The organism is Neorhizobium galegae bv. orientalis str. HAMBI 540 (assembly GCF_000731315.1).
In the GTDB taxonomy this organism is placed as follows: Bacteria; Pseudomonadota; Alphaproteobacteria; order Rhizobiales; family Rhizobiaceae; genus Neorhizobium; species Neorhizobium galegae.
In genome coordinates this window covers 3,461,153-3,480,335 of record NZ_HG938353.1, presented here as the reverse complement: position 1 = coordinate 3,480,335, position 19,183 = coordinate 3,461,153, and the positions used below count along the sequence as shown (strand labels likewise).

General features: G+C 60.4%; 5 protein-coding genes. 3 read left to right on the top strand and 2 right to left on the bottom strand.

The features are described 5' to 3' along the window. Positions 1 to 281: 281 nt before the first annotated feature. Positions 282 to 1,412 (bottom strand): hypothetical protein, encoded by a 1,131-nt coding sequence (locus RG540_RS17060; RefSeq protein ID WP_038590354.1) that lies wholly within the window; start codon positions 1,410 to 1,412, stop codon positions 282 to 284. Further along, entirely contained in the window at positions 1,403 to 1,957 is a 555-nt protein-coding gene (locus RG540_RS17055) for a GtrA family protein (protein ID WP_038590351.1), read from the bottom strand. The genes RG540_RS17060 and RG540_RS17055 overlap by 10 nt, the downstream gene beginning before the upstream one ends. A gap of 220 nt (positions 1,958 to 2,177) precedes the next feature. On the opposite strand from RG540_RS17055, the gene RG540_RS17050 reads away from it, so the two are divergent. The 3 genes from RG540_RS17050 (at position 2,178) to RG540_RS17040 (ending at position 18,742) form a co-directional block, all read left to right on the top strand. Then, positions 2,178 to 3,206 (top strand): glycosyltransferase family 2 protein, encoded by a 1,029-nt coding sequence (locus RG540_RS17050; RefSeq protein ID WP_046599945.1) that lies wholly within the window; start codon positions 2,178 to 2,180, stop codon positions 3,204 to 3,206. Further along, entirely contained in the window at positions 3,203 to 4,846 is a 1,644-nt protein-coding gene (locus RG540_RS17045) for a glycosyltransferase family 39 protein (protein WP_080724970.1), read from the top strand. Before RG540_RS17050 ends, RG540_RS17045 begins: the two co-directional genes overlap by 4 nt. Before the next feature lie 564 nt (positions 4,847 to 5,410). Then, positions 5,411 to 18,742: a DUF5801 repeats-in-toxin domain-containing protein gene (locus RG540_RS17040; RefSeq protein ID WP_038590345.1), complete on the top strand. Its 13,332-nt coding sequence runs from the start codon at positions 5,411 to 5,413 to the stop codon at positions 18,740 to 18,742. Positions 18,743 to 19,183: the final 441 nt, after the last annotated feature.

Here is a 19,183-nt window from a genome sequence, read left to right as displayed (position 1 = left end):
TACTGCCTCCTGACCTTGAAGAACTTCCCGGCAGGGATCGTTCTTTGACGTTGGTGGTCGTGCATACGCCGTTGCATTGGCGAGAGACAAGGAACGGCGCAGCGCGCGCGTTCTGAAACGAATTGCGAATTCAATCTGTACGTCATCCAATCTGGCAGTCAGGGCAATGCCGATAGGGGTTCGGTGTGTCGAGACCGTGAGATCGGCTTCGTGTGTCCTGGCGGTCGGATGCGGGATCGTCAGGCCCCGCCGGGCATACCATCATCGGGGATGACAAGGAGCTAGGGCGACGGCTTTGGCAGGGCCCTCCAATTGGGATCCGGCCAGACAAACGGGTTGTCTCCGGGTTTCGGATGGATTTCGGCAAAATAGCTCTGGCAGCGACCGACTTCGTTCGGTTCGCCCGCAAGCGTCCAGTAGCTTCGGCAGACCTTTTCGACGATGACGTGCCGGCATTCTTCCATGCTCGGCGGGTCCAGGCTTTCCTGCTTCAGAAAATCTCGAGTCACGGTCCAGGCAATTCTCTGCAGTTCCTTTGCAAGATCCCGGGGTATGGTCGGCGGTGCCGCGGCGCCCTCGGGCGATTGATGATAGATCGATGCGTAGTGGACTGCGGCCACAAAATAGATGCCGATATCGGTCAAATGCACATTGTCGCGGAAAATCCGATCCAGCTTCTGCCTGGTGCTTCCGGTCAGGCCGACAACCTTGTCGTCAAGGGTCCTTTTCACCAATTCCACGAGCGCCGTACCGGCCGGCACGACAAAGAGATTGGCCGGGCGTTTTTCGGCCTGCAGCGTCAGCCTCGCTTTCTCCGCTATGCATTGCCAGACAACCGACGCGTTTGTCTCGTGTTCCAGCCACAGTGCGGGCTTGTCCTTGTCGACATCCAGCCAGGTGTGCACATAGAGAGTTCGGCCGTTCGGATTGCCGTCGAGAAGGCGGTCGTGAAAATGACGCAGGTAGCCAATCGCGTTTTCCCATATGACCGAGCCGATCGAGCCGTGGCCTTCCGCCACGACAAGCGTGTCGTAGGGCCGTCCGGTGCGGACATGGGTCGGGTGACGCAACTCCTCGATGACATTCATTTCGTCGCCATTGCGGTTCTTTCCGTATTTATATCCGGCCCAGCCGCTGCTTTCGGCGTCGTCGCCGCGGGTGCGGACCCTCAGAGGCGAGCCGATGACGATCTGTTCCTCCCAGGCAATGGTTTTGCCCTGGCTTTTGGCGATCAGTTCCACCCAGTCGGGCAGGGGATTGTCGATCAGGCTATGGCCGGTGAAGAAAACCTGTGCGGAATTTCGTGCATCGGAGACCGGCTTGGTTTCTTGCGACAGTGCGGCGCCGGACAATAGGCACCCGAGAGATGCTATGACGAGGCGCTTGCGTCCTCTAGAGCTGGTTAGGAGCATCGGCCTTCTCCGTTTGATCTGGAGGCATCTCCCTGCAAAACTGCGAAATGCCCCGGCTTGCCGGTTTGCGGCTGCCCGGTCGGGACCAGCTCGCCCGCGCCCGATGCGCTGCCGAACACCCAATACTTGTTGAGAAGAAAAAGCGCCGCCGGAACCAGGGTCGCCATGAAGGGCAGGGCATAGATGCCTGGATAATCCAGCCACGTGACGATCACGAAGACGATCGACGTATTGAAGGCGAACCCCGCGACACTTGCAGCCAGAAAACGCGTCAGGCGGGCGGATGTGAGCCAACGCCCGCCGGCATCGTCCCGAAAGGTCCATCCTGCTTGTCCGGTGAAAGAAATTCCGAATGCCAGGACAAAGGCGATGGCGTTGGCCGCCAGGGGCTCGACAACGAGAAGTTCGCTCAGTGCGGAATAGATGGTCAGGTGGGCGGCCGTCGCAAGGACGCCAACGGTTGCAAAGCGCCAGATCTGTCCGACAAGCGCCGCCGTTCCGGATCCGCGTCGAGTTGCGGCCGCTGATCTAGCTAGTTCAATCATCAGACCCCGCCCAATCAGGAGTGCGAACGATTTCGCGGACAGAGGAGTCCGCCGAAATCTTCACAAGACGACCATACACGTCGGATAACCGCGCCATCATCCTGCCCAAAAGGCGTAAGGCTGACCGTATCGGAGATACAGGCGGTTCCATCAAAAGCATAAGTGGGCAAGGGTGAAGAGGTCGGCCTAGGATTGCCGCATCGAACCCGCGAGGACCGCGATGCCGAAGCGCCCAATCGAGAGCAGGCCCGTATCGACGATCAGTCTGATCATTCCGGTCCACAACGAGGAGGCGGCCATAGCGCCGTTTCTCGAAGCGGCCCAGGAAGCCCTGGATCCTTTGCGCGACGATGGTATCCTGTTCGAATTCATCTTCATCAACGATGGGAGCCGGGACCGCACCCTCGATCGTCTGACTAAGGCCCAGCACGGCGAACCGCGCATCCGGATCATCGACCTGTCGCGCAATTTCGGCAAGGAGGCGGCAATGACGGCGGGGCTCGATGCCTGCCAGAGCGATGCCGCGATCCCGATTGATGTCGACCTGCAGGATCCTCCCCACGTCATCCCCTTGCTGATTGCGAAATGGCGCGAAGGTTTCGACGTGGTGCTGGCCAAGCGGGCGGACCGTTCAAGCGACGGCTTTCTCAAGCGCCATACCGCCTCGATGTTCTACCGGCTGCACAATCTGATCGCCTCGCAGGAGATACCGTCCAATGTCGGCGATTTCCGGTTGGTAGACCGCCAGGTGATCGATGCCCTCAGGCAGCTTCCGGAACGACGCCGTTTCATGAAGGGCCTGTTTGCGTGGGTGGGCTTCAAGACCACGGTTGTCGAATATGTCCGGGAGCCGCGCGTCGCCGGGCAGTCGAAATTCTCCGGCTGGCGGCTTTGGAATTTCGCGCTGGAGGGGATCACTTCCTTTTCGAGCGTACCGCTGGAGATCTGGACCTATGTCGGGGCATCGATCTCGCTCGCGTCCTTCGGTTATGGCCTGCTGACCATCTTCAAGACGCTGTATTTCGGCGTCGAAGTCCCCGGTTATGCGTCGCTGCTGGTCAGCATGCTGTTCCTCGGCGGTATCCAGTTGATCGGTATCGGCATACTCGGCCAGTATCTCGGGCGCGTTTATGCCGAGATCAAGCAGCGGCCGATCTATATCGTGCGCCAGAACCTCACCACGCAGGCTCCGCAGGACAATCTGGTTTCGATCGGTCCCAGAGTGCGCCGTCGGCGTGCCACGACATGAGTGCAAATATGGACGCCGTGCGAACCGCCTATCAAAGGGCAATCAAGCGCAAGGACGCTGCCGCCGACTATGAGAAATCCTCACCGCGGGGCGGAAAGCCATCGGACGTATCGGGCGATACGCGGAGATGGGGTAACGTTCCGATATTTCTCGTCGCGCTGATCGCTGCCGGCATAGCGCTCCGAATTCTCAACCTGACCCTCGATGCCTCACTGTGGGAAGACGAGGTGTTTTCCGTCGCACTGGCCGAAAGCCCGCTGATCGACCTCCTATTCGCGGCGTTGCGCTTCGACACGCATCCGCCGCTCTATTATGTCCAGTTGCACATGTGGGCGGCGTTCGGCGACAGCGACCGCTGGTACATCCTCAACTCCACGCTTCTGAGCATTGCAGCCGTCGCGGCGATCTACGAGGCTTGCAGGCGTATCTACGATCGCAGCGTCGCGCTCTGGGCAGCCGCCATTTTCGCCGTGATGCCGCTCCAGCTTTTCTTTGCGGAAAATGTCCGCATGTACCCGATGCTCGCCATATTGGAGATCGCCCTCTGGTACGTGCTGCAGACGATGGCGAGAGATCGCCATGCGTCGAGAGGGCGGCTCATCGCGGCACTCTGCTTCGGGCTTGCCGTAACCCTCACCCACGGGCTCGGGTTCTTCGTGACCTTCTTCCTCTTCCTGCATGCGGCGATCCGGCTTAGACGGGCCGCCCCCGGCCGGGATCTGCTGTTCCTGGTAGGGATCTACGTGGTGGTGGCGCTGGCCGCGCTCTATCCGCTGGTGATCGGGGCAATCCGGCAGACGGAGGGTATAGCCGGCTTCGATCTGCCGACGATCGGTATCCATCTGACGCTGACGCTTCTCGGCCTGGAGTTTCCGTGGCCGACCGTTGCGGGCTTCCTGATGCTGCCGCTGGTGGCACTTCTGCCGCTTTCTGAATCCCGGGCACGTTGGCCCGGCGGTCTCTTGGTCCTGTTGCCGCTTGCGGTGCTGCTCGCCATCTCGCTGCTCTTCAAGCCGGTCTTCATCTACCGGACGCTGGGGCTCTTCCTGCCGTTTCTGGCAATCTCGCTTGCCCTTTACGCCGATGCGGTTTTCAAGGCGCATGCCATCGCACAGCGGGTTGTCGTCTCGGCCGTTGTTCTGCTGATGTTGGCCGGCGGCCTGAATTACACCCTGAAATTCGAAAAGCGAGGATATCGCGAGATCATAGCAGCATGGGAGGCACAGTCTCCGACGGACGCCGTCCTGATGACGAACGGGCCTTCGGAATTCTGGGCAGTCCTGCGATACCTCAATAACGGAGAGGGAAGACGGAGCGCCCTGGAGGTTCAGCCGCCGGTCAGGGACGGCATGCTGCGGATCAAACAGAAACTGGAGGGTGTTGGCGCCGCGAGCCTGGGGCTGTTCGGGCGTTCGAATTATGCCCAGGTCGGAAACCGCAGGATCTATCCGTATTTCGCCGAGGATGTCGCGTCCGGCCTTTCTGCCTTCTGGACCCTCAATCCTCCAAAAGCCGGCTGCGCCTTGGCGAATGCGGGAATTGGTGCGGATGTCTCCGGCTACCGGGAGGATGCCGATATCTCGCTCAGCGGCCACCATCTTGCTGAATGCCGCAATTTGCGGTTCGGCCCGAAAGCATAAACCGCAGCTTGCGAACCCGGTGAGGCTGGAGTCCGAGAGAGATGATGCAAATTTTATTAAAAGTTAATATAGTATAGTTGGCAGGTTATTCCGCTTTTTTCCGGGCGTTGCTTGAATGGTGGTTCATTCATCGTTTCCGGCAGCGGGGCCCGCAGGGTCACCAAAGCAGACTCCGCATGCCAGCCAGTAAAATCATCGCGTTATAGCTTGCCTGGCTTATCCAGCACCCAATCTGATTGGGCCTATCCGCCACCGGCCAGGCAAAGTTTCGGGCCGAATCAACCCTCTTCCTGTTGGCGAATCGGTTGCCTGAGATGGCTCTAGCCCGATCAGGCCGAGCGTATGCCTGTAGCAATCATCCAAGATACCGTTTGGAAACCATGTTTTTAGCCCGATAGGGGCAAGATGTGTGGCTTTAATACGTCTCCCGGGACCCCAGTTAACCTTCCGTCAACAATTCCTTTCCCCGCACATAACCGGCTATATCCCGAAGGTTAAGGAACTCTTGCTTTATATTTGGGGGCGGAGTTGATTGCGGCACAGTTTTTATTGGGGGTTAGAGTCATGTCCGTTGAAGATCCGCGCCTGTCGAGCATCTCGGAAGAAAATCTGACTGAGAATTTCTCGTCGGAAATCCAGGAGGAAATTGCATCTTCCTCGACACCTTCTCCGATCGAGCACGAGATCCAGGTGGCGCAGGCCGGCGATGGCCGCACCCCGACGACGGGCCGTGTACCGACGGATCCGAACGCGCCGGTCGCTCCTCCTGCAGCTCCGGCCGCGGAAGTGACCCCGGATGCCAACAACATCGTTCACCTGGCGGCAAATGTCGCGATTGACGATGTCCGCATCGACGGCGCGAACCTGATCCTGGTCCAGGCGGACGGCACCGAGGTCGTCATCCTCAACGGCGCTGCCAAGATCCCGACGATGCTGATCGGCGAGGTCGAGGTTCCCCAGCAGGTGCTTTTCGCAGCACTGGAAGATAGCGGCATCAACGTCGCGGCTGGCCCGGACGGATCCTATAGCGCAAGCGGACGCCCCGACAGCTCCGGCGCTCAGTTCGAAGACTCGATCCAGGGAAACCAGAACGGCCCCATTCAGCTGGCATCCCTGCTCGGCGACACGGACTTTGGTGGCGACGGAGGGCTTGATGCCCAGACGGGCGCAGACGATCAGCCGGACGCCTTCGACATGGGGTCGCCGTTCATCTTCTCCGAATCGGTACTGGCCGATGACGTTATCGGCAACGAGACGATCAATGGCACGCTCGGGTTCGACGGCGGTGACGATTTTGGCATTGTCTCCTCGGTGAATTACCAGAGCACTTTCGATATGGCGGAAGGAACCGGCGCCGGCGCTGCTACGGCGCTCACGTCTGGCGGTCATGCCGTTACTGTGTCGACCTCGGCTGACGGCCTGACGGTCACCGGCACGATCACCGTCGGCGAGACCACGGTCACCGTTTTCACGCTAACGGTCACCGACCCCGTCACCGGCGCCTTCACCTACACGCAGTCGCAGCCTCTCGACCATCCGGATCTCGGCCAGATCGGTGCCGATGACGCCCTGCGACTGAACTTTACGTTCACAGTCACGGACAAGGACGGAGATTCCGATACCGGTTCGTTCTCGATCGAGATCGGTGATGACGGCCCGGTACAGCGCGAGGCGGTTGGCGCCTCGCTGAATGAAGACGATGTTTCGGCCTATCCTGCCACGGATGGCAGCGAAGCTGCCAAAAAAACCGGCGATATCTCGCTCGGCATTTCGTGGGGTGCGGATGCCGATACACGCAATGGCGAAGGCGACACCTTCGGCCGCTCGGTCGGTTTTGCGAACGCGGCAGGCGCGGTCCCGGCCAATGCCGAGGGCGTTTACACAGGTGCCTCAGATGTCGGTCTCTCCGTCACTGGCGGGACTCTGACCTCGGGTGGTAGCGAGCTTTATTACGTGATCACCGACCTTGGGAATGGTGGCCAGACGCTGACGGCTTATGTCGATGGCTCGGAACCGGCAGCGAAGGTATTCGAGATCTCGTTGGATCCGACCTCCGCAAATGGGTCTTACACGGTCGAGATCTTCCAGGAACTGGATCACACCGTGGACTCGGATGCGTTGACGATCTCGTTCCAGTTCCAGGGTGTCGATGCCGACGGTGATGCCGCAGCGTCAGGTACGGCTTTGATCACCATCGCTGACGATGCGCCGGTGATCGGCGCGGCCGGCGAAGGCGGCGAAGGCAAGGTCGACGAAGGTGGCAGCAATACCGCCCAAGGTTCGCTTGGCATTTCCTGGGGAGCGGACGACGGTAATACGAGCGAGGACGGCGGCTACGACGGCACCCAGGACGCCGGAGACCGGTCCGTGGTCTTCACCCCGGGCGAGGTCTCTGACCTGCCGCCCGCAGACGGCGATGACATGCCTGCGCTGAAGGTCGGTAACTCGGCACTTTCGACGGCTGCCGTTTCGGCATTCATGCAGGTATGGAGTGGCGAGACCGAGATCGGACTTGGGAACCTGACCTCAGGTGGCCAGCCGCTCGTCTACACGCTGTCGCCGGACGGCACGGTTCTGACGGCGGCCGACCAGGAGGGTGGACCGGTCTTCACCGTGACCCTCTCCGATACCGGCGCCGGCGGCTACACCTTCGAGCTTCAAGGCGTTCTCGACCATCCCGGCCATGGCGAAACCGGCAGCAAGGCCGACATCCTGACCTTCGAATTCACCTACACCGTGCGTGACGGCGATGGTGACGTCGCCGAGAGCACCTTCACGGTCGATGTCAAGGACGACGTCCCGGTCGCCACCGGCAACGCTGTCGATATCACCTCCGATGAAGGTGATATCGTTACGTGGAGTTCCCTCGGCTCAAGCCCCTCTGACGGTGCTGGGGATGGTTCCACGACAGGTCCAAACGATTCTCTGGTCGGCCCCGCGACCGTGTCCGGTTCGATCGCCTCGGTCGTTGCCTTCGGCGCGGACGGCGCGGCAGCCGGCGGCGGTTTCGGTTTTGTCGCCGATGCAACGGCCAAGATGCAGGCGCTGGCCCTGACCTCGAAGGGCGGCACGCTCTCCTATGCGATGATCGGCGATGCCCTGGTGGCTTATGTGAATGGCGGCGGCGGTGCCGGCTTGGATTCCCTGGCGGACCGGCCGGTCTTCTCCCTGGCCCTCGATCACACCACCGGCGCATTTACCTATCAGCAGTACGACCAGCTCGACCACGTCACGGGCAATGGCGAGAACACCGCCCTCAAGAGCGGATCGGGTTCGATCGCCGCCATCGACTTCGGCGCCGTGATCCAGGCGACCGACGGCGACGGCGACCAAATCGGCCTCGGCGGCAAGTTCTCGATCACGATCACCGACGACGTGCCTGCTCCGTCGATCATTGCGACGGGCGCCTCGACGACGATCGACGAGACGGTCAACAATCAATCAAACGATACCGGCAACCAGGCGGTAAGATCGCTGTTTGCGGCGGTTGCCAATGTTGGCCACGACGCCGACATGGGCAATGCGGCGATTTTTGCACGTAACGGCGACGCTCTGGTCTCGACGTTCTTCTCCGCGCCAGGCGCCGACGAGACGACCACCAAGGTTCTTTCCCTGGAAATTGCCAGCGCCGGGCTTGATTCCGGCCTGGCGACGACCGGTGGCAAAGCGATCTTCCTGTTCGAAGAGGGCGGGTTGATCGTCGGCCGCTTCGACTCCGACGGCAACGGGACCCCGGACACCGCGGCGTTTGCGGTCGCTATCGACCAGTCCGGTCGCGTCAGCGTCGCGCAATATGTATCACTGCACCAGGGCAACACGGCGACCTTCAACGAGACTGTCAATCTAGGCGACAAGATCTCGGCGGTCGTCACCGCCACCGATTATGACGGCGACGTCGTGCGGGACACGGTCTCGATCGGCAGCCATATCCGCTTTGCCGACGACGGGCCGCTGGCATCCGGCGCGAAGGTATCGGCCACGGCCGATGAGGACGACATCTCCAACCTGCTGTCGTCCGGCACGCATCCAAACGACGGAACCGCCGACGGTTCCACCTCGGACTTCTCGTGGACCGGTGTGGGCAATGCGGCGACCGTGTCCGGCTCGATCGCCTCGGTCGTCGCCTTCGGCGCGGACGGCGCGGCAGCCGGCGGCGGCTTCGGTTTTGTCGCCGATGCAGCGGCCAAGATGCAGGCGCTGGCCCTGACCTCGAAGGGCGGCACGCTCTCCTATGCGATGATCGGCGATGCCCTGGTGGCCTATGTGAATGTCGTCGGCGGTATCGACCGGCCGGTCTTCTCCCTGACCCTCGATCACGCCACCGGCGCATTTACCTATCAGCAGTACGACCAGCTCGACCACGTCGCCGGCAATGGCGAGAACACCGCCCTCAAGAGCGGATCGGGCTCGATCGCCGCCATCGACTTCGGCGCGGTGATCCAGGCGACCGACGGCGACGGCGACCATGTCGGCCTCGGCGGCAAGTTCTCGATCACCATCACCGACGACGTGCCGGAAATCGCAATTGTCGCCAATAAGACGGTGACGATCGACGAAACGTCCGGCTTCCAGAACGACGACATCGGCGCGGGCAGCGTCGGCAGCCTGTTCGCCGGCGTTGGCAACCGTGGCGTGGACGCCGATCTCGGCGGACCGATCTATGCCCGCGACGACGTAATTGACATCTCGGTCAAGGATGGTGCGGACGACAATCTCTCCACGGCACTGACCCTACGGATCGACGGCGGAAACGGCATCGATTCCGGCCTGCTGACCACTGGCGGCGCTAACATCTATCTGTACCTGGAAGGAGAAGTCGTGGTCGGCCGCGTCGGCGGTGCCGATGGTTTGGCGGCCTTCGCGATCGCCATCGACTCCGACGGCCGTGTCAGCGTGGCGGAATATCTGTCGCTGCAACATCCGAACAATGCCTCCTCGGATGAGGGCGTCAATCTCTCCGGGAAGATCTCGGCCGTTCTGACCGCCACCGATTACGACGGCGACGTGGTCACCAAGTCGGTTTCGATCGGCGACAAAATCACCTTCGAGGACGACGGCCCGAGTGTTGGTGCAAACAGCGGCGTATGGGTAGACGACGACAACGTCGTCGGTGCACAGGGAAATAACGGCGGCGAGGGAGATCACGCCCTGGCAAACACCACCGGCGTACTTTCCCACGACTTCGGCGCTGACGGAGGGTCGATCGCCTGGAAGACGGCGGGGGCGCCCTCTGGCTTCACCTATGTACACGACGGCAACGCCTTGCTGGTGATGCAAGGTACGACCACTGTTATGACGGTCACGCTGGATACGGCGACCGGCGCCTATACGGTTACCCAGAACGCGGCGATCGACCATCCGATGGGTAACGACGAGAACGAGGTGTCGTTCAACCTGACCTACACCGTGACCGACGGCGACGGCGATCATGTCGATGGCACGTTGACGATCAATGCCGACGACGACACGCCGGTTTCCACCGGTGTGATCGGCACCGGCGCGATCACTGAAAGCGCGGTAGGCGGTTCGATTGCAGGCGAGCTTTCCGCCCTGGTATCGCCGGGCGCTGACGGCATCGGCCGCTACTCGGTTGAAACCACCGGTCTGTCCTCCAGCCTGACTTCGCTGACGTCCGGCGGTGTCGCCCTTACCTATTCAGTGGTCGGCAATGCCCTGGTGGCGAAAGCCGGTACGGCGACGATCTTCACCTTCAGCGTCGACCCGGCCACCGGCCATTACACCTTTACGCAGACCGGCCCGCTCGACCACACCGACAGCGTGGTTATCGATGGCGTGTCGATCCCGGCTGCTACTCTCGATGCTGCCGGCAGTCATGCGGCTGTCGCTGATGTCGGCGGCAACGATCTCGCCTTCGTGGGACACATGACGGACGGCGACGCGATCATCCGCGTCAGCAATTCGGGCAATACCGCAGTCACCTGGACGCTGGACAACAATAACCCCGGTGGAACGGACTATGTTCTCAACATCCCGGCCCACACCACCTGGTATTTGAATGTCGGCAATGTCCCGAACCAGACGAAGTTCGATCTTGACGGTGTAGGTTCGCCGAATGGCTCTACAACCGTTAACAATGGTCATTCGATTACCTTCACCGACGGCGACGGTTCGCTGGCGCTGGACCTTTCGTCCGCCGTCACGGTAACCGATGGCGACGGCGACAGCGTGGCGCTCCATGACCAGCTGATCGTCACAGTCACCGATAGCGTGCCGACGGCCGGCCCCAATACCATCGGAACGGTCGAGGAGGGTGGCACGGAAACCATCACCGCCGCCCTGACAGGCCTCTCCTGGGGTGCGGATGCCGGCAGCGCGCGCACGCTTTCCTTCACGGGAAGTGTCGCGACAAAGGATCAAAACGGAGCTTCGGTGACGACGCTCAGCTCGAACGGCAATCCGGTGACGATAGCCGTCATCGGTGGTGTGCTTACCGGGTTCACCGGCTCTGCCAACCCGCCGGCGCTGGACCATATCGTCTTTACAGCATTGCTCAATGCTGCGACCGGCGGTTACACCTTCTCGCTGCTTCAGCCGCTGGACCATACGGCACCGAATGCGACGAGCCAGTATCTCGATCTGGCCCTCGGGTTCACCGCCACCGACGCAGACGGCGACGCCGCCACCTCGACGGTGACCGTTCGCGTCGATGCCGCCGGCTCGATCGACTCGATCAACTATTCCAGCCTTTCCACCAGCGTCTTCGTCAACCTTGACGGTGCTGCCCACATGGTCGGCGGCCAGACCGTTGCAGCTGACACCGCGACCGACGGTGCCACCGTGATCGACAAAGTGATTGGTATCGACAGCGTCTCGGGCATCGTCGATGCCCTGGGTGGTGCCGGCAACGATGTGCTGATCGGCGGCGACGAAGCCAACAAGCTCACCGGCAATGGTGGCAACGATTACCTGGATGGCGGTCTCGGAGCCGATGTTCTCGACGGCGGCGAAGGTAACGACACCTTCGTCCTCGGCGCGGACGTGACCGGTTCCGGTACCCGCAACATTCAGCTGGGTGACGGCAGTCTGCTGGCGGTCAATATCGCTGGTCTTGCCGGCACTGCCGACAAGGTTATCGGTGGCGCAGGAAACGACACGATCATCCTCGAGCGTGACGGCAAATCGGGCTTCGTAGCCGATTACAGCACGGCTCCCGGTTATCTCTCCGGCGTCGAAAAGATCGTCGGCACCGATGGCAACGACGTCATTCTTCTGGCTGCAGGCTCCACTGCGGACGGCGGACCGATCACCATCGAAGGTGGTGACGGCAACGACATTCTGGGTGGTTCGAATTCCGCCGATATCATCAACGGCGGCGATGGCAACGACCTGATTTCCGGCCTCGGCGGCAACGACACCTTGACTGGTGGCAATGGCGACGACGTCATTTGGGGCGGCCTCGGTGCCGATACGATCCATGGCGGCGCCGGTAGCGACACCATCGATCTGACTGCCGATCTGACCTACGCTGCGGGTACCCTTCACACCGTTCCCGTGGTCGGTCTCACAACCGTCGGCGTCGATATTTCTGGCAAGGCCGGTACGCTCGACTTGATCAACGGTGGTTTTGACCTCGCCGACACTATCTATCTGAAGGCCGGTAGCACAGGCTTTGTGCTCGACGGCTATCAAACCAACATCGAGGGCGTCGAGCGTATCGTCGGCACGGATGGCGACGATGTGATCGTCATGAGGTCGGACTACGTAACCGACGACGGCGCTGGCCGCACGACCATCGAAGGTGGCCTCGGCAACGACACGATCGTCGGCGGTGCTGGCAATGATTTCCTCGACGGGGCTCAGGGCGCCGATACTCTCGCCGGCGGAGACGGAGCCGACATCCTCAAGGGTGGAGCCGATAACGACGCTCTTTGGGGCGGCAAGGCATCCGATAACCTTTATGGTAACGGAACGACCAACCAGGGCTCGGACCTGACAGCGACCATTGGTGAAGCCGATAGCGCGAACTATGGCGGTCCCGCGGACAAGTATCACGTGTTCTTCAACGCGAACGCCTTTAACAGCGGGCTCGGCATCTGGCAGGTCGAAGCACTGGGCGGTGCGCCGGAACTGATGGATGGCGGCCCGGGGAGCAATACCGACAATCTCTATGGCATCGAGTTGATCAAGTTCTCGAATGGTATCGTGCTTGATCTGACGGATCCGGTTCGCGTCTTCGATGGGGCAAACCTCGTCGGCACCTATGACACGATTCAGGCCGCGAATGATGCAGCCTCGACGCTTGCAGGTTTCCGCATCGAGCTCGTCGGAACGATCGTTGGCGAGACGGCGACGATCACTAAGGAGAGCCTGACGGTCGTCGGCGGTGTCGACGACACTGGCATCACGCTGACCCTCGACGGCGTCCAGAACCTGACGCTTGGTGGCGCTGCTCCAATCAACGTTGCCGGCAATGGCCTCAACAATGGTGTTCAGGGCAATGATGGCGAGAACGTCATCACGTCTGGCAAGGGCAGCGACGCCCTGAATGGCGGCGCTGGCAATGACAAGTTCATCCTGAGCGCCGACATTGATGACGCGGGCAGCCAGGGTAGCCGGACGGTAACGCTCGGCGACGGCTCGACGAGACAGGTTTCGCTGAACCAGCTGTCGGGCGAGGGCGACACCCTCACCGGCGGTACGGGCATCGACCGGGTTGAGCTGGTTGCAGCGGCGGGCGCCAAGGGCTTCGTTTTCGACAGGGCAAACTATCCCGGCAATCTCTCCGGCGCGGAAGAATTTATCGGCACCGACGGTGACGACGTCATCCTTCTGCCGAAGTCCTATACGTCCGGCGATATTTCGGAACTGCTGATCGACGGCGGCAAGGGTAACGACGTCCTGCAAGGCTCGGACAGCCAGGCAGACAGGATCCTCGGCGGCGACGGCAACGACCTGATCTCCGGTCTCGGCGGTAACGACATCCTCGAAGGCGGCGCCGGCAGCGACGAAATCTGGGGCGGCGCCGGCAACGATCAGATCAACGGCGGCAGCGGCATTGACAACATCACGGGCGGTCTTGGCGACGACACGATCGACGGCGGGATCGGTGGCGATACCTTCAACTATGCCATTGGCGATGGTGTCGACACCATCGATGGCGGCACCCAAGGTGACGTTCTCCTGACTTCCGGAAACGCCACTGCGGAATCCGCAGTTCTTACCGTGACCTCGACCGGTTTCACCCTTGATGTCGACGGCGATGGCATTGTCGATGTGAACGCCACCAACATCGAGTCGGTGGTGCTCTATCAGGCCGACGGCGCCGACAAGATCACGGTACGCGGCCAGGATAGTGCCGAGACGATTACGATCGAAGGCAACTCCAATCTCCTGCAGGTCTACGGCAACGGCATTCCGTCCGTTTCCGGGATCAGCACTTCCGAGCTGACCATCGAAGGCAAGGGCGGCAATGATGTCATCAATGCCAGCAACCTCAATACTGTCGCGCTGCCTCCTGTAGCGCTTACCCTGGACGGCGGTGCCGGCAACGACACCATCACCGGTTCGGCTGGCGCCGACACCATCCTTGGCGGCGCAGGTAACGATACGATCCTCTACAAGGTCGGCGCCGGCGCCGACATCATCGACGGCGGCTCGGAAACCGGGTTAAGCAACCCGGACTACGACGTGCTCAAGATCGCCGGTGACGCTGTTCAGCGCAGCTTCAACATCGCAAAGGCCACCGGCGGCAGCGATATCGTCGCGGGCGTCAATGCTACGGACATCCTGGTCAGCTATACCGGTGCCAACGGCGCAACCGTCCGAGCCGATGAAATCGAGCGCATCGAAGTCACTCTGGGAAGTGCCGGCGACAGCATCGCTGTCGGCGACCTGAGCGGGACGGCCATCGCGCCGACAACGGTTGTGATCAACGGCGGCGTCGGCAGCGACACCATCGATCTGACTGGTCTGGTCGGAACCAAGGTCGAGATCAACGACGTCGATGGCGCTGGCCCGGATACGGATACGGTGAAGTTGGCCGGCAAGTGGGCCGACTACACCATCACCGAATTCGACGGCACCTTTACCTTCAGCCAGGGTGGTCACGTCGTGGCGACGGCGAAGAATATCGAGCAGTTCACCTTCCAGGGCGAGAATGGCGGCCCCGTGCAGGCGGCGGATCTTCTCAACGACGCTCCGCATGCGGGTGCCGACAGCAATGCCGGTGACCCGGTGGTCGAAGCCGGCGGCGTTTCCAACGGCACGCTTGGCGATCCTTCGGCGATTGGCAATGTTCTGACCAACGATACCGACGCGGACGTTTTCGACAGCAAGCAGGTCGTTGCGATCCAGTTCGGCTCAGGCCCGGCGACGGCCGTTCCGGCCGGTAACGGCGACGTTACGATCGCCGGCACTTACGGTACGCTGACCATCCATTCCGATGGCAGCTATGCCTATGCGCTGGACAACAATGACGGCGACACCCAGGCGCTTGCCCAGGATGCCGCTGCGAGCGATGTCTTCACCTACACCATGGCGGACGCCCATGGTCTGACATCGAATGCCAACCTTACCATCAACATCACCGGCACCAATGATGCACCGGTGCTGAATGGTACCATCGCCGACCAAGTGATCGCAGAAGATAACGCGCTCAGCTTCACGGTTCCCGGCGGCACATTCAGCGACGTCGACTCGCCCTCGCTGACCTATACCGCTACCTTGGCTGACGGCACCTCCGCATTGCCTGGCTGGCTGCACTTCGATGCCGCCACCATGACGTTCAGCGGCACACCAGATCTGAACTGGAACGGCGCCATCGACGTGAAGGTTACGGCGTCGGACGGTTCTCTGTCCGTGTCTGACACGTTCACCCTCACGGTGACCCCAGTCAACGACGCGCCGATCGTAACGAACGATGTCTACGTCACGGACGAAGATACCGCCCTCTCGGGGCTGAAGCTCTTCGCCAATGATAGCGACGTCGAGGGCAGTCCCCTTACGGCCAACGGTATTGCCGTCGGAAGTCAGCTGGGCGGATCCATCTCGTTTGAGCAGAACGGCACCTTGCGCTTTGAGCCGCTGGCCAACGAGAGCGGATATGCGGTCCTGCAATACGGCGTTTCCGATGGAAACCTGAGCAGCACGGGCACCGTTACCATCGACGTGCGTCCGGTCGCGGACGCCGCTACGATCTCCGGTTCCGGCTCCGGTAGCGAAGATGCTACAGCCGCTCTGAGCCTCAACATTGCCGTTGGCGATACCGACGGTTCGGAAAAGGTGACGCGGGTGGAACTATCCGGCTTCCCGGCCGGTGCGACTTTCAACCAGGGTTCGCTTGAAGGCGCGGTCTGGGTCGTCACCAATGCCGCCGGGGTCAACACCTCGGGCCTGACGATGACACCTCCGACCAATTATGCCGGCGACTTCACGCTGAACGTGAAGGCAACGGTTATAGACAGCGCCACGCTGTCCGACGGCCATGTCTACACGAATACCAAGGACTCTAACGGTTCGATCGGCGTCAGCATCACCCCGGTTAACGACGGCCATCCAACGGTCGCGATCACCGACAGCACGCCAGCGACTGATCCGACTGTCGGGGATGTTCTGCATGCCACGCTGGGCTCGGACCCGGACGGCACGCCGACCAATGTCGTCTACACGTGGCTGCGTGACGGCAACGCCTTTGGGGCAACAGGTGCGGACTACACCTTGACGGCCGCCGATACCGGCCACAAGCTGTCGGTCAAGACCACCTACGTCGATGGCCAGAACTTCAGCGAAACCGTCACCAGCACCGAGAGTGCTACGGTGATCAGCAACAATCATGCGCCGGTGGCTGCAGCCGACCGCATCTACACGAATGCCCAGAACGAGGAGATCGAATTCAAGCATTCGTGGCTGCTCAGCAACGATACCGACGCCGATGGTAACAGTCTTTCGATCAATTCATTTACCTGGAGCTCGAACGGACCTGTGAAGGTTATTAATGCAGGTGCCTTCGACAATGGTGATACCCAGATCAGCGTTACACTAGGCCAGGGCAATTCCGGAACCTTCTCCTATGGAATCACTGACGGTTCCGCAGGTAGCGGTGCCACTGTTACTGTGCAGCGGACCGCGAATTTGGCGATCACAGGTAGCAGCCAAAGCGATATATTGATCGATACTTTCTCTAACGGTACATCGACGGTAACGCTCGATGGTGGTGCGGGAAGTGACTACATCATTGGCGGCTCACGCAACAATGTGATCATCGGTGATCAGAGCGACTATCTGATCGATGGCGGCACGGGCAGCAACGATACCATTCAAGTCAGTTCGAGCTTCACCAGCGCGAGCGATGCCCAGATCGTCAACATAGATGCATTCACCCTTACGGGCGCTGCAACTCTAAATATTTCGAACCAAAGTGAAGGGTTCGTAATCAAGGGATCGGCGTTTGCCGACACCATTACCGGCGGTGGCGGCAATGACACCATCACCGGCGGCGCCGGTGGCGATACTCTTACGGGTGGCGCGGGCAGCGACACGTTCGTGATTGCTGCCGGTGATTCCACGCCGCAAATCGGCGGGAGCTTCAACGACGGAACCATCACAGGTTATGACGTGATCACCGACTGGGCCAGCGGCGATAAGCTTGATTTCTCGGTGGCCGTGAAGCAGGCCTATCTATTCGGCAACGGCGTTGACTCTACTCTTGCGATCGGCGGAGATACCGTCGAACTGCACACGGTCAACTATCAAACGGGTATTGCTACGTTCTATGGCACCGATGGTGGGGACTATCAGACCTACCCGTCTCTTTCGATAAACTCGACACAGGCTCTTGCTGCTATAACGCAATATCTTACGCGCACGGTTATTGGCGAAGCCGGTGCGACACTTGCGTTTAACGCAATGGGTAACGCCTACGTCTATCAGCAAACCGGAAATGGCGCCGGCGGAACACTGGTAGAGTTGACCGGGGTAACGCTCACCGACATCTACACCACCCCCTTCACCCCTAATGGCGTCGTATCGTCCATTGACCCCATCATCCTCGATCTCGATCACAACGGCTTCACCTTCAGCTCGGTCGAAGATGGCGTGAAGTTCGACATCGATGCCGATGGTCACAAGGACCAGGTGGCCTGGACCAAGACCGATGGCATCCTTGCTTATGATGTCGATGGCAATGGCAAGATCGACAACGGTTCGGAGATCTTCACCCCGAACTTTGGTGGCGGCACGCATGCCGGCGGTGTGGCGGCGCTCTCGACGCTTGACGTCAATCATGACGGCAAGATCGATGCGTCCGACACAGGCTTCGACAAGCTGCTGGTCTGGCAGGATGCCAACGGTAACGGCATCAGCGACGAGGGCGAGCTGAAGGGCCTCCACGATTACGGCATCACCGGCATCTCGCTCGATGCTCATGGCGCGGAGGGTTATATCGACGGTCAGTCACTGTTTGCAGAGGGTTCGTTCACCTATGCAGACGGTTCGACCGGCTCGTTCGTGGAAGTCGGGTTCGACACTCTGTTCAGCGATGCGCCTGACCACGTGCTGGTCGGGACCGATGGTGACGACATCCTTGCCGCCATGCCGGGCCTGACGCAGATGACCGGCGGTGCCGGCGCCGATACCTTCGTGCTCGACCCTTCGGCCCTGCACGAACTCGACATGGCCGACATCATCACCGACTACAAGTCGAACGAAGGCGATGCGGTCGATGTTTCGAAGCTTCTCGACACTCTGCTTGGTCATCAGGCAACCGGTGAAGAGGCTGCCGCGAATGTTCGCACCACGATTGCCGGTAACGACACGACCGTCAGCGTTCAGGTCGCGACCGATAGCTGGAAGGACGTCGCCGTGCTTCAGAATCACACGGAAGCCGTCAAGATCCTCTTCGACGACGAGAAGCATGCGGCCAACATCTCTCATGTCTAAGTGAAGATTGCCCAGAATCAAAACAACGGAAAAGGCGCGCAAGCGCCTTTTCTTGTTTCAGCAGGTGCTGATCAATAAAATAATACCAAAACTTGAGTCTCTTCAATTTTATACACTTTTGAGGCGTTACGTGATTTGCGGCCAACTATGGGAGGGAATGTGCCGATGTGTCTCGGAGGCTACACAAGAGGTAAATGTATACGCCTCGGCAATTAGATGCCAAACCACAAGTTTTTAGGCCGATATTTTGTCGTCAGAAATTTTACATAGAAAACAATAGGATAGATGGTTTATATTTGGCAATTAACCCTAGGCTATGGAATATTCCGAGCGGGCTTGGGCCTCTGAATTAGAAATGATAATACTTCCCAACGAAATCGCCGCAGTATATGAATGCCGTAATGGGATTTAGATCGGCGAGGGGCTTCCGATTGTTTAAGA

Bases quoted from the DNA above. Each gene is read 5' to 3' on its own strand.
- RG540_RS17045 (WP_080724970.1), top strand. From the start codon at position 3,203: ATGAGTGCAAATATGGACGCCGTGCGAACCGCCTATCAAAGGGCAATC.
- RG540_RS17055 (WP_038590351.1), bottom strand. From the start codon at position 1,957: ATGATTGAACTAGCTAGATCAGCGGCCGCAACTCGACGCGGATCCGGA.
- RG540_RS17060 (WP_038590354.1), bottom strand. From the start codon at position 1,412: ATGCTCCTAACCAGCTCTAGAGGACGCAAGCGCCTCGTCATAGCATCT.
- RG540_RS17040 (WP_038590345.1), top strand. From the start codon at position 5,411: ATGTCCGTTGAAGATCCGCGCCTGTCGAGCATCTCGGAAGAAAATCTG.
- RG540_RS17050 (WP_046599945.1), top strand. From the start codon at position 2,178: ATGCCGAAGCGCCCAATCGAGAGCAGGCCCGTATCGACGATCAGTCTG.